The organism is Streptomyces xylophagus (assembly GCF_000716435.1).
GTDB lineage: Bacteria > Actinomycetota > Actinomycetes > Streptomycetales > Streptomycetaceae > Streptomyces > Streptomyces xylophagus.
In genome coordinates this window covers 401,756-414,440 of sequence record NZ_JNWO01000005.1, presented here as the reverse complement: position 1 = coordinate 414,440, position 12,685 = coordinate 401,756, and the positions used below count along the sequence as shown (strand labels likewise).

Annotated in this window: 12 protein-coding genes; 7 read left to right on the top strand and 5 right to left on the bottom strand. The window is 70.8% G+C overall.

Annotated features, from left to right (window positions below):
- The first annotated feature begins 32 nt into the window (after nt 1–32).
- Entirely contained in the window at nt 33–1,289 is a 1,257-nt protein-coding gene (locus OO70_RS13175; protein WP_043668818.1) for a PucR family transcriptional regulator, read from the top strand.
- 113 nt (nt 1,290–1,402) lie between these two features.
- Nucleotides 1,403–2,044 carry a cutinase family protein gene (locus OO70_RS13170; RefSeq protein WP_043668815.1) on the top strand — a complete coding sequence of 214 codons (642 nt, stop codon included), beginning with the start codon at nt 1,403–1,405 and terminating at the stop codon, nt 2,042–2,044.
- A 67-nt stretch (nt 2,045–2,111) separates the two neighbouring features.
- Here the strand turns inward: OO70_RS13170 and OO70_RS13165 are convergent, their stop codons facing one another.
- From OO70_RS13165 to OO70_RS13155, 3 genes are all read right to left on the bottom strand, one after another.
- The gene (locus tag OO70_RS13165; RefSeq protein ID WP_051741153.1) at nt 2,112–3,833 is read right to left on the bottom strand and encodes a hypothetical protein; all 1,722 of its coding nucleotides are present in this window, start codon (nt 3,831–3,833) and stop codon (nt 2,112–2,114) included.
- 106 nt (nt 3,834–3,939) lie between these two features.
- Nucleotides 3,940–4,374 carry an OsmC family protein gene (locus OO70_RS13160; protein WP_043668809.1) on the bottom strand — a complete coding sequence of 145 codons (435 nt, stop codon included), beginning with the start codon at nt 4,372–4,374 and terminating at the stop codon, nt 3,940–3,942.
- 86 nt (nt 4,375–4,460) lie between these two features.
- Nucleotides 4,461–6,281 carry a peptidoglycan recognition protein family protein gene (locus tag OO70_RS13155; RefSeq protein WP_106971668.1) on the bottom strand — a complete coding sequence of 607 codons (1,821 nt, stop codon included), beginning with the start codon at nt 6,279–6,281 and terminating at the stop codon, nt 4,461–4,463.
- A gap of 489 nt (nt 6,282–6,770) precedes the next feature.
- Between OO70_RS13155 and OO70_RS13150 the strand changes: the two genes are divergently transcribed.
- Nucleotides 6,771–8,462, top strand: coding sequence for a protein kinase domain-containing protein (locus tag OO70_RS13150; protein WP_051741151.1), 1,692 nt, complete (start codon nt 6,771–6,773; stop codon nt 8,460–8,462).
- Between the two features lie 51 nt (nt 8,463–8,513).
- Here OO70_RS13150 and OO70_RS13145 read toward each other — a convergent pair whose 3' ends face one another.
- A complete protein-coding gene (locus OO70_RS13145) occupies nt 8,514–8,921 on the bottom strand; it encodes a hypothetical protein (RefSeq protein ID WP_043668802.1) in 408 nt (135 codons plus the stop codon).
- A gap of 99 nt (nt 8,922–9,020) precedes the next feature.
- Between OO70_RS13145 and OO70_RS13140 the strand changes: the two genes are divergently transcribed.
- Nucleotides 9,021–9,677: a DUF2975 domain-containing protein gene (locus OO70_RS13140; RefSeq protein WP_078651373.1), complete on the top strand. Its 657-nt coding sequence runs from the start codon at nt 9,021–9,023 to the stop codon at nt 9,675–9,677.
- Entirely contained in the window at nt 9,677–9,925 is a 249-nt protein-coding gene (locus OO70_RS13135; RefSeq protein ID WP_043668797.1) for a helix-turn-helix domain-containing protein, read from the top strand. The genes OO70_RS13140 and OO70_RS13135 overlap by 1 nt, the downstream gene beginning before the upstream one ends.
- Here OO70_RS13135 and OO70_RS13130 read toward each other — a convergent pair whose 3' ends face one another.
- Entirely contained in the window at nt 9,926–10,657 is a 732-nt protein-coding gene (locus OO70_RS13130) for a class I SAM-dependent methyltransferase (RefSeq protein ID WP_043668794.1), read from the bottom strand.
- A gap of 131 nt (nt 10,658–10,788) precedes the next feature.
- Here OO70_RS13130 and OO70_RS13125 point away from each other — a divergent pair, with 131 nt between their 5' ends.
- Together OO70_RS13125 and OO70_RS13120 are read left to right on the top strand one after the other, a co-directional pair.
- On the top strand, nt 10,789–11,979 hold the full coding sequence (locus OO70_RS13125; RefSeq protein ID WP_051741150.1) for a sensor histidine kinase: 1,191 nt from the start codon (nt 10,789–10,791) through the stop codon (nt 11,977–11,979).
- Nucleotides 11,976–12,632: a response regulator gene (locus tag OO70_RS13120; RefSeq protein ID WP_043668791.1), complete on the top strand. Its 657-nt coding sequence runs from the start codon at nt 11,976–11,978 to the stop codon at nt 12,630–12,632. Before OO70_RS13125 ends, OO70_RS13120 begins: the two co-directional genes overlap by 4 nt.
- Nucleotides 12,633–12,685 lie beyond the last annotated feature (53 nt).

Here is a 12,685-nt window from a genome sequence, read left to right as displayed (position 1 = left end):
CGAGCCGACTCCGGGGGAAAGGAGTGTCCGTCGTGGCTGTCCCCACCCCGCGCGGAGTACCCACCGAGCCCGGAACCGCTCTGGTTCCGTCCGACCTCGCCGACCTGCTGCGCGCCCAACTCCCCGCCGTCTGCGACGAGGTGGAGGACGTGGTACGCGGCCAGGTCCCCGAATACGCCCGGCCGGCCGACGGGACCTACCGCGAGAACCTCAGATCCGGGGTGGTGCAGGCGCTCACGCTGTTCGTCGACCACATCGCGGACCCGAGCGGCCAGAACGCCGCGATGGCGGCGGCGTACTACGAAGAACTCGGGCGGGGGGAGGCCCAGGAGGGCCGCAGCTTGGAGGCGTTGCAGTCGGCGATACGCGTGGGCGGGCTGCACGCCTGGCGGCTGATGGGCCGTACGGCGGAGGAACTCGGCCTGGATTCGGCGGTCGTGGCCGCATTGGGCGAGCTGGCGTTCCGTACCGTGCACGAGGTCGCGGAGGCGGCGGCCGCCGGGTACGCGGAGGCCCAGTCGCACAACACGGACGAGTTGGAGCGGCGGCGCGGTCGGCTGCTCGATCTGCTGCTGGGCGAGGGGCCGGTGTCCCTCGATGCGGTGCAGGACCTGGCGCACGGCGCGCGGTGGCGGGTGCCTTCGCAGGTCGCCGTCGTCGCCCTGGCGGGCCCCGCCGACCCGCGTACGGAGGACCGGCCGCCGGCGATGCCGGGCGCGCTGGCGGACATGGAGTCCCGGCCGCCGCGCGTGCTGGTGCCGGACCCGGAGGGCTACGGCCGGTTCGGCGGCCGGTCGTTCGTCCTCGGCCTGGGTGGGCGCCCGGCGGCGATCGGTCCTACGGTCCCGGTGACCGAGGCCGCTCGGTCGTTGCGCTGGGCCACGCGGGCGCTGGGCCTGATGGGCCGCGGGGTTCTGCCCCGGCAGGGGGTGGTGCTGTGCGCCGACCATCTTTCGACGCTGCTGCTGCACAGCGACGAGCCGCTGCTCGCCCAGTTGGAGGCCCGGGCCCTCGCGCCCCTCGACGCCGCTTCCGAGGGCCAACGCCCGCGGCTGGCCGAGACGTTGCTGGCCTGGTTGCTCAGCGGCAGCAACGTCCCCGATGTCGCCGCCCTGCTCCACATCCACCCCCAGACGGTCCGCTACCGCCTGCGCCAACTGGAGAAGCTCTTCGGCGACTCCCTGCACGACCCCGGTACCCGGCTGGACCTGATTCTCGCGCTGCGCTCGGCGTCGTCGCGCGAGAGCGAGCGGGACTCACGAGCCGACAAAAACAGAGACGGTTTCTGAATTCCCGTCCATAACACCGGGTATGGAATCGCGAATACCTTCGGGACAGTCCTTTCCACGGGCACTGCACACGCCCGACCCTCAAAGGATTCCCGACCCGCAAAGGATTTCCCATGCGTATTCGCTTATGTCTCGCCGCGCTGTCACTGGCCGGCGGGGCCGGGCTCGCCACCCTCACCTCGCCGACGGCATCGGCCGCCACCTGCTCGGACCTCGACGTCGTGGCGGCGCGCGGCACCTTCGAGCCGGGCACACTCGGCGCGATCGTCGGCGACCCGGTGTTCTCCGCGCTCCAGCAGAAAATCACCGGAAAGAGTCTCTCCAGCTATGCGGTGAACTATCCCGCCGACCTTTCCCTGACGTCCGCCGCGACGGGAAACGCCGATGTGGTGAATCACGTCAACGCACAAGCCGCCGCCTGTCCGAATCAGCGTTTCATTCTCGTCGGCTATTCGCAGGGCGCGAACGTCGTCGACAACTCCATCGGGATCAGCAGCGACGGCGCGGTGGTCGGCAGCCCGATCGTGGCGACCATCCCCGCCGCGGTCGAGCCGAAGGTCGCCGCGGTCCTGCTGTTCGGCAACCCGATCCGGGCCCTCGGCAAGAGCGTCACCGGCACCTACCAGAGCCGCACCAGCGACTTCTGCGCCAACGGTGACCCCATCTGCCAGAACGGCGGAACCGACGTCCTGGCCCACCTCGGCTACACCGCCGACGCCGACGCGGCGGCCACGTTCGCCGCGGGCAAGGTCTGAGCCGTAGCAACACATGGGTAGGGCCCGGGAGTTGATCCTCCCGGGCCCTACCGGCGTGCGGGAACGGCTACTTGGGTGATGCGGCGAATTCCGCGAGGCTGCTCGATGCGATCTCGGGGCGGCCGTTGTTCTGGACGGGCGCCGCTGTCAGGACGTCCAGGTGCTGGTAGCCGGGGGCGATCACGGGGTGCAGGTCGGCCGGGATGTGGCCCGCGAGCAGACCGTCGCCCGCGAGCACGGTGAGCGTCGGGTTGGCGGTCAACCCGCCCGGGTGCACGACGAGTTGCCTCACCTGCGGGGAGGTCGCCAGCTCGATGTCGGTGACCAGCTTGGTCGGGAAGTACTGCTCGGTGAAGTCCAGCGGCTGCTCCCCCATGCTGCGGGCCAGCTCGTGGATGTCGGTGACCTCCTTGGAGGCGTTGGTGAAGGGGGTGCCGTCGGCGGACCGGTAGCCGGGGTCGTCGGCGGCGCCGACACGGTCGTAATTGCGCCAGGTGTAGAGCGGCCCGTGGGGCTGCGCGGGAATCGCCTTGTACTCGACGCCGACGAGCTGCGACTGGTCCGAACTCCCGTTGGCGACGGGGAAGTTCTTGTCGACGATCGGTCCGCCGTCGAAGAAGCCGACGCTGCTCTGCAGGAACGCCAGGGGTACGGAGTTGTCGTCCATCAGCGAGCCGAGCACCGCGTCGTTGGTGAGCCGGAAGTCCTTCACCGCGGGTGAGCCGGTGAGGAACGTGGCGGCGTCCTTGGAGAACAGGAAGCGGTTCGTGGCCTCGATGTTGACGTTGGAGGGGAGGTAGGACGGCAGGTCCGCCTCGCCGTCCGGGTTCTGTACGGCGCCCAGACCGGCGATGGCGAGCAGGGTCATCGTCTCGGGGTTGAGCAGCACGGGCGCGGACAGCGAGCGGGACAGCACCCCGCTGTCGAGCCCGGCCTGGACGACCGCGTAACCGAGCCCGATGTCAGGGAGGTTGGTGTCGTCCGGGATGCTGCCGCTGAGGTCCGCCAGTGAGGTGGAGATCGTCGTGTCGAGGGCGAAGTAGCCGGCGCACTGGTTCTGCCCGGCGTCCGCCGTGGTGGCGGGGTTGCCGTCGAAGTCGGCCGCCGCGAAGTACCCGGTGATGACGCCGCCGAGCGAGTGGCCGCCGCACAGCACCTTGCGCTTGCGCAGCCCCTGGTCGGGCAACTCGGCGACGAGCAGGTCGTATTCGTCCCGTACGGTCTGCTCGATGCCGAGCTTGGCCATCCAGCCGAGCTGGTCGTTGCCGACGAACCCGGCGAAGGTCCGCCCGCCGACGGCCTTGCCCCGGTAGTAGTAGTCGACCGCCGTGTGCTGGTCGCCGGAGGCGATACCGGTCGGATCCTCAAGGCAGTTGGAGCGCCGGTCCAGTGCCCAGAACTCGATGTGCCGTCCCTGCGCGGCGGCTTGGGCGACCGTGTCGCGGGCGACGCTGTCGAAGGCTCCGGCCCCCTCCAGGATGCCGGGCTGGGCCACGAGGACGCGGTCGGCGTCGGCCGACGCGCTCGGTCCGTCGGCGGCGCGGTAGCGCAGATACGACAGCCAGTCGCACGCCGCCGGACGGGCGCCGAACGACTGCGGCAACGGCACTTTCACCCGCACCACCGACTCGACCACACCGTCGGCAGGATGGGTCGACGCGACCGGGGTCTCGACGCGGGCGCTCTCTCCCTGGGCCTGCGGGGCGGCCACGGTGAGCGCGCCGGCGGTCAACAGCACCGCCAGCGCGCCACCGCGCCACGAACTTCCTCTGCTGCGACTCGTCTTCATGGCCGGACCGTAGGACGGTCGCGCTCTCGGGATCAGGCAGTGCTCACAAGAACGCAGCGCACAGCAGCACGCTTGTCACCGGTCCGCAGAGAACAGGCCGACGAGGTCAGACGTCCTTGATCGTCGCGGTGACGGGCGTGCCGATCTCGACGGTACGGCTGACCGTGCACAACCGTTCGTGGGAGACGGTGACCGCCCGGGGCAGGATGGCGCGGGCCCGGTCCCCGGCCTCGCCGTCCGGGAAGGTCACGGCGAAGGTGACCGCCAGGTCGGTCATCCGGTTGCCGAGGTCGTCGCTGACCTTGTTGCCGGTCACGGTGACGGTGAACCCGTCCGGCTCCGTGTGCCGGGTGGTGGCTACGTCGACGTCGGCCGCGGTGCAGCCGCCGATGGCGGCGAGCAGCAGCTCGACCGGGGTGAACTCGGTGCCGCCGTCGTTGGCGGTGCCGAAGTCGATCGTGCCGCCGCGTGCGTTGGTCGCGGTGAAACGGCCGGGGCCGGCGCGGTCGACGGTGACGAGACGCAGGGAGTTTTCGCTCATGGTGGTGATCCTTCCAGAGAGCTCCACCCGATCTCGCTGTCCGCCGGTGCGGGCAGGACGTGTCCGCGCTGCCCGCACCGGTCGGTTCAGGAGACCTGCGAGGCGTCGACGAGGACGACCCGGTGGTTGTACTGGATGGTGTAGTACTGGGCCGCGCCGGTGACGTAGGTGTCGCCCGAGACGAAGAAGTCGTCGGCGCTGACCGGCGGTTGGGTGGCCACGTAGGCCTGGCCCGCCGGGAAGGTGTAGAGCGTCAGCGGCTTCTGCGTGGACGGGGACAGGCCGGACGGGTACTCCGACGCCTGCGGGTAGCCGGAGCCGTACAGGGTCGCGGCCTGGTCGCCGGAGTGGACGACGACGGCGTCCGGCGCGGCGCAGGTGTTGGCGCCGCCGGGGTTGTAGAACCACACCTTCGATCCGCTGAACCAGATGGCGGTCCAGTCGCCGTCGACGTCGGCGACCACGAACTGCTGGCCGGCCGAGACGGTGCTGCCCCAGTCGTGGATCGAGTCGGTGCCCGCGCTCACGCCGGGGTGGATGGCCGGGTCGGCGAACAGGGGCGCGTCCGCACTGGCGGCGGTGCGCACGGGAAGGAAGTTCGAGGGCGCGGTGGTCTCGGTGCACGCGGTGGTGGCGCCCGTGGGATCGTCGGCCGGGCAGACCTGGACGGTCTGCTCGTTGGTCGCGAACTCCGGGCTGATGGTGACCGCCGAACCCACCGTCGGGACGTGCCGGGCGGCGCTGTGCGCGTGGGCGGCCGTGGCCGGGGCGACCATGTTCATGAAGGCCGTCCAGTCCCAGTAGGGACCCGGGTCCCAGTGCATGCCCGCGAGGTAACTGTCCCGCGGGCCGGGCACGTTGTCGTGGCCGATGATGTGCTCGCGGTCGAGCGGGATGTCGAACCTCGCGGCGAGGTACTTCACCAGATCGGCCGTCGCCTGGTACTGCGTCTGCGTGTACCAGGTGGCACCGTGCGCGGCGTAGCCCTCGTGCTCGATGCCGATCGAGTGCATGTTGAACCAGTAGTTGCCGGCGTGGAACGCGATGTTCTTGGTGGGCGTCATCTGCGTCACGGCCCCGTCCGAGGCCCGCATGACGTAGTGCGCCGAGTCGCCGGAACCGGCTGTCTGGAAGGTCTGTATCGCGGCGTCGTAGGACGACTCGGTGTCGTGCAGGACGATGTACTTGATCTGCACCCCGTCGCCCGGACGGCCCGCCACCTGCCCGTTGGAGGCGGCCGCGGCGAGGAACGTGCAGTCCACCGTGGGCGGGCACTCGGTGTCGGTGTCCGTCGCGGCGGCCGTCAGCTTCAGCTCGGACAGCTGCTGCGTCTCGGGGTGCACGGCACGCTGCGCCGCGAGTCGGACGTGCTGTCCGTCGACGGTGGTGCGCGAGGCGCCCGTCGTCACGGTCTTGAAGACGCGGTCGGCGAAGAGCTGCGCGGCCTTCTTGTCCGACGACTGGCTGTACTCGGCCACCGCCCCGTACCAGTCGGCCGGGTCGGTGGAGCCCTTCCCCGTCAACTCCTTCTGGTACGAGGCCAGTAGCGCGGCGCCGGCGCGGATGTTCTCGCCGTCGTCGGTGCGCAGTTTCGCCGCCGGGGTGCCGGTGAGTTCGGCCGCCGCGTCGAGGGTGTGCAGGGCCGGGTCCGCCGTCAGCTCGGCGAGATCACCACGGCCGACCGCGCCCGCCGCGCCCCCGGACACCATCTTGGCGGTGACGTCCGTCAGGTTCATCGGACCGTATCCGCCCGAGGTGTTGTACTGCCCGTCGTGGTCGTCCCACTGCGACTCCTGGTACGACACGGCCAGGAGCACCGGCAGCGGTACGCCGAACTCCTTCGCCGCGTCGGCGAAGGAGGACTGCCGGTCGGCGGTCGGGGAGGAGGGCTGGGCGGCCTGCGCCATCGACGGCAGAAAGACGAAACACCCTGCGGCCACGACGCCGCCGGCCAGAATCCCGGCCAGCGACTTCCGTGGGGATCTTGTACTTGAGGACTGCTGCAACGATCTTCCCTTGGTACGTAGTGCCCTGATGCAGGCGTACGGGGCGACGCCTGCCCGAACCACTCTGCGGAGGCCTCCGGCCGCACCGACCGGACCTCACAACTTCCGCTACCGACAGGGAAGTTCCGCAACTGGTGGCTGATCGAGCGTAGTTGACCGAGGACCGTCGATCTCGCCGCCGGCGAAGGGCCGACCGGACGGCCACGGTGGGACTGGTGCGTCACGTGAGGCGAAGGAGTCTGTTCCCTCTACTATGTCGGGGTCCGGCCCGGGCGTGTCGTCAAGGGGCCGGTGTCACACGCCTTGCCGGGCAACGGAGTTGGAGCCCGGCCGAGCCGATCTCACGGTGGATCCGGTGACTGTCGGTTCCACTCGAGGAGGACATGTCCCGTGCATTCGCTCGATGGCTCCGACCCGTCGCACATAGGTCGCTACCGTCTGGTCGGCAGACTCGGCGAGGGCGGCATGGGGAAGGTGTACCTCGCCCGTTCGCCGGGTGGCCGTCCCGCCGCCGTCAAGGTGATCAACGACCGTCTCCGCCACGACGAACACGCCCTCAGCCGGTTCCGCCGCGAGGTGGAGACCCTGGGTACGGTCCGCAGCGCGTACACGGCGTCGCTCATCGACGCGGAGCTGGACACGCCGCCGTACTGGCTGGCCACCGAGTACGTGCCGGGGCCCACGCTCCATGCCGCGGTCATGAGCGGTGGACCGCTCCCCGCCGACCTGGCCCGGGTCATGCTGGCCGCGCTGGCCGAGGGGCTGGACGCCATCCACGTCCGCGGGGTGTGGCATCGGGACCTCAAGCCGCACAACGTCATTCTCTCCGCCACCGGCCCGCAGCTGATCGACTTCGGCATCGCCCGAACCACCGGCGCGTCCGAACTGACGCAGGTCGGCAGCACGATGGGCAGTCCCGGATACATCGCGCCGGAGACGATCACGGGCGGCGAGACCGGTCCGGGAGCGGATGTGTTCGCCCTCGGGGCCACTCTGGCGTTCGCCGTCACCGGCCGACCGCCGTACGGGGACGGGCCGTTCGCGGTCGTGTCCTACCGTTCGGTGCACGGGGAGATCGACCTGCGGGGCGTGGATGCCGGCGTCGCCGAACTCATCGCGGCCTGCGTGCAGGGGGATCCCGCCCGGCGCCCCACCCCGCAGCGGATCGTCGAACTCTGCCGGGCCGAGGCCGATCTCGTCCACCATCCCGCCTACCAACGCGCGCTCGCCGTGGGCTCCGTGACGGATCGGGAACGTGCCGCGACCGTCGCCGACGTCGGAGGCGGTGCGTGGCCCGACGCGTCGGAGGCGGCGACCGCCCTCGCCCCGCAGACCACGACGACCGTGGACGGCGCCCGGGAAGCCCACGCCGTCACCCTCCTCGCACCGGACGCGGGCCACAACACGCCTGCGCCGCCCAACTCGGCGGATGCATACGGCCCTTACCCGGGCAACGATCCAACTCCGCAGCCGGACGGGGACCGTGGAGGCGCCCCAAGCGGGCGTCGCAGGCTGTGGATCGTCATCGGCGCGGCAGCGCTGGTCGTCGCCGCCGTGTCCGCGCTGCTCCTGCTTCACACCCTCGACGACAGGGACAAGGACAAGGACTCCGCCTCCGGACATGCCACACCGTCCGCCAGCGCCGGCCGTGCCGCCGACGTGTCGGCCGATCCGTCCGAGAGCGGAGCGACGGCGTCTCCTTCCGCCACCGGCACAGGCGACGACGGTGCCGCCCAGAAGGGAAACCTGCCCGACGCCCTGGTGGTGAAGGCCCCCTTCACCTTCGAGGCCGGCAAGTCCGTGGAGACCGTGCGCTCGAAACTGATCATGCAGCCGGACGGCAACCTGGTGCTCTACGACGAGGACGGAACGGCACGTTGGGCAAGCCAGACCGAAGGCACCGGGAACACAGCCGTGTTCCAGGAGGACGGCAACTTCGTGGTCTACAACGCCCAGCACCAGGCGCTGTGGGCCAGCACCACGCAAAATGCCGGCGGGGCGACCCTCAAGGTGCTGGAGAACGGCAACATGGTCATAGGGACGGACAACGGGGTCGTCTGGCAGACGAACACCGCGCATTGAGGGCGTGGTGGTCGACGCCGAGGACGTGACCCTCATCCGGTCGTGTCGCCGTCACGGGGACCGCCACGACGCCCGGTAGTCCGGCCAACTGTCGACCAGGTAGCAGGAGAAGGGCACCCACCACACCAGGTCGTTGGTGATCACGATGACGACGGTGTCGATCGGCCAGACGTCGGTGACGATGAGCCACGTCAGGCCCAGGGGCCCGAGCACCTTGCCGGTCAGGCCCACAACTGCCGCCGCCCAGCCGTGTTCGGGCCGCCGGGCCACCTCCAGGTAGAGCAGACCGTACAGGCCGAGGACCATGCCGAGAGTGGCGAAGATCTGCGGCGAGTTGGACAGCGGCAGCCCCGTGAGGCGGAAGAACCACTGCGGGTCGAGGACGGCGTAGCAACCCCAGACGATGTTGTACGCGCCGGCCGCGACGAACGTGCCCCGGTGAAATCGCCGGCGTCTCATCGATGCTCCACTCCTGGCCCAGCCGCTTGTCTCCCGCATCATCATCGCTGTATCGTTTTTCGATAACATCGATAAGCGATACACAGGGGGCGGTCCACCATGACCGAAGAGTCGGCCGGAACCAAGAGCAGCAGCACCAGAAACCCGCTGGAGCCCATGGCCGGCGTGGTCACCGCGCTCTGCGCGCTGGTCGCGGTGTTCCTGATACTGAAGACCTTCGCCGTGGTCGGGCTCGGCGGCGCCTTCGGATGGGGCACCGGCTCGGTCTGCGCCACCGACCGCTATACGCACACAGGCGGCGAGGACTGGCTGAGCCGGACCATGGAGCCCAGGCCGGGCATCGATGTCCAGTTCTCGCCGCAGTACTGCGACAACCACCCCGGCGGCGGCGCACGCCTGCTGCTCACGCTGACCGAACTGCCGTCCTCCGCCCTCTACATCGGAGCCCTGTTCCTGCTGTACTGGGTGATCCGCGCCGCCCGCCAGGACGGCCCGTACACCGTCCGCACCGCGGGCCGCCTGCGCCTCCTCGGCTGGTACCTGGCCGTCGGCAGCGTCGTCTGCCACATCACCGAGAGCGTCGCGGGAGCCGCCCTGCTCAACTCCCTGCGGACGGGCGACCACAGGCCCCTGCTCTACGACGTCGACAAGGGCATGCCGTACTTCGCCCTGCTCACCGGCATCGGACTGCTCTCCCTGGCCCGGATCATGCGCGTCGGCACGGCGATGCGCGAAGACCTCGAAGGCGTCATCTGATGTCCCCCGCCGAAGCCGACCCGCACGCCATCGAGGTCCATCTCGACCGGATCCTGGAAGAACGGGGCATGACCCTGGCGGAACTCGCCGCCCAAGTAGGCGTCACCAACGTCAACTTGTCCATCCTCAAGAACGGCCGCGCGAAGGCCGTCCGCTTCAGCACCCTGACCCGCATCTGCGAAGTCCTGGACTGCCAGCCCGGCGATCTCCTCACCTACCGGCCGCAGCACGGGAGTTCGGGCCGGTGATCAGCCGGTGCGGGCGGTTTCCCTCGGCAACGGACGGGGCGTCACGACGGGGGTGCGAACGTGCCAGACGCGGGCCGGCGGGACGTTGCCCCACACGGTGCGGCAGCCGGCGCCGTGAGTCTGCTGGAACGTGTCGAGCACATGGGTGACACCGCCGTGCCGGGCCAGGCTCCGGGAGGTGCCCAGCAGCGCGCGGAGGCGGGCGGTGCCCCGGTAGCCGAAGTACGTCAGGTGTCCGCCGGGCCTGAGCGCGGCCAGATAGCGCCCGAGCAGCTCCGACACCTCGTCGGGGCGGAAGTTGGCGAACGGCAGCCCGGAGACGATCACGTCGTAGCGCGCCCGTGGGTCGAGTTGCTCAACGGGCCCCGCGATCAAGGAGATTCGGTCCCCGTGGGCCGCCAGCCGCGGGTCGTCACGGAGGTCGGCCGCGAGGAGACGGGTGAAGCGGGGGTTGGCCTCGACCAGGTCCAGCGTGTCCTCGGGGCCGAGCAGATCCGCCAGCACGCGGGAGACGGCGCCCGTTCCGGCACCGACCTCCAGCACGGTGCGCGGCCGTCCGGTCCGCTGGGCGAGGGGCGCGGCAAGCGCGTCGGCGAGGTGCCGGCCGCTGGGGGTCACGGCCCCGGTCGTATGAAAGGTCCGGAGCATCTCGGCGAGGAACAGCCGGCGGTCGGCGAGACGCCGGGCCGGGGTGCGCCGGACGGACGGGGTGCGTGTCGGGGAGAGAACCATGGCCTGGACGCTAGGCAGCGCCGAAGCCCGGGGAATCGGCTGATGTGCGGCGCCGGCCCCCTACGAAAGTCGGGGGTCGTCAGGTCCGTTCGTCGGGGGTGCGCGGGCGGGGTCCTCCCTAGGATGACGAGGTGAAGACCGGGGCAGAACGCGATGTGCCGCTGTGGGTGGAGGCGCCGTCGGCGGTGCTGCTCGCCCTGTTGTCCACGCTGGAGGGTTTCCGGTCGGCCGGTGACACCCTGGCCGATCCCGCGCCGTGGGTCGCGGCCGCCGCGTCGCTCGGGGCGCTCGGCCGCCACCGGTTCCCGAAGGCGACGGCGGGCCTGGCGTTGGTCGCGGTCGCCCTGGGCTCGGTGTTCCCGCTGCTGGTGACGCTGTATCACTTCGCCTCGCGGGACCGGTTGCGAGCGGTGTGGGTGTGCCTGGGGATCGGGTCGGGCACCGGGCTGCTCTGGCTGGCTGTCGCGTCGGCGCTGGGACGCCCCCTGTCATGGGTGCGGCTGAGCACCTGGGTCGGCTCCGGGGTCGGGAACGCCGTCCTGGTGGCCCTGGCCCTGGCCCTCGGTATGTGGGCGGGCAGCCGGCGCAGACTGCTGGGCGCGCTGCGGCATCAGGTCGAACAGCTGCGGGTGGAGCGCGAGTTGCGTGCCGAGCAGGCGCGGTCGGCGGAGCGGGCCCGGATCGCCCGCGAGATGCACGATGTGCTCGCCCACCGGCTGAGCCTGCTGAAGCTGCACGCGGGGGTGCTGCAACTGCGCGAGGAGGGCATGTCACCCGCAGGCCTCGAACGACTGGCCCTGCTGCGCGGCACGGCCGGGCAGGCGCTGGACGATCTGCGCCAGGTACTGGGAGCGCTGCGGTCCGACCGGCCCGCCGACGCCACGACTGTTCCGGTGCCGCCCCTCCAGGATCTGGACGAGCTGCTGACCGAGGCCCGCGCCGCCGGCCAGGTGGTCGAGTCGGTGGTGTCCGGCGATGCGGAGAGCGCGTCCACCAGCCACCGGCTGGCGGTCCACCGCCTCGTACGGGAGGCCCTGACCAACGCCCGCAGACACGCCCATGACGCACCCGTCACAGTGAGCGTGCACTACGGGCCACCGGTCACCACCGTGGAAGTGGTCAACGGGCCCGCCGCGCCCGGCGGGCAGTCCGCGGTCTTCGAGAGTGCCACCACCCCGGGTGGCTACGGCCTGATCGGGCTGGCGGAGCGGGTCGCGGCGCTCGGCGGTCATCTGTACACCGGCGCGTCCGATGGCGGCTGGCGGCTCTCGGCCCGGCTGCCCGGGCCCTCCCCCGTCTCCCCTCCGGCGTCCGCCTCGTGATCAATGTCCTGGTCGTCGACGACGACGCCCTGGTCCGGCTCGGTCTTGTCGACCTGCTGTCCACCGACCCGGAACTGACCGTCGTCGCCGAGGCGGCGGACGGCCTCGCGGCGGTCGAACAGGCGAGCCGGCACCGGATCGACATCGCCCTCGTCGACGTACGGATGCCCCGTATGGACGGCATCACGGCGACCCGCCGGCTGCGCGCCCTCCCGGACCCACCGCGCGTGATCACCCTGACCACCTTCGACCTCGACGAGTACGTCTACGACGCGCTCGCCGCCGGCGCGGACGGCTTCCTGCTCAAGGACGCCGAACCCCGCGAGATCATCCGCGCGGTGCACGTGGTGGCGGACGGCCACGGCATGCTGCACCCGGCCGCCGCCCGCCATCTGATCGACCACTACCACCGCGCCGCCCGCCCCGAAGCGCTGGAGGCACGCACCCGTATCGGCGCACTGACGCCCCGTGAGACGGACGTCCTCGCGCGGCTCGCACAGGGCGATTCCAACGCGGAGATCGCGACGGCACTCGGGATGCGCGAGAGCACCGTCAAAGCCCACGTCAGCCGCATCCTCACCGCCCTGGGCACCGGCAACCGCGTCCAGGCCGCGCTGCTGGCCCGCGACGCGGGGCTGAGCGACCGCGACTGAACGCCCACAACGCAGAATCGCGCAAGAATTTGCGCTTCTTGCACTCACTTGCG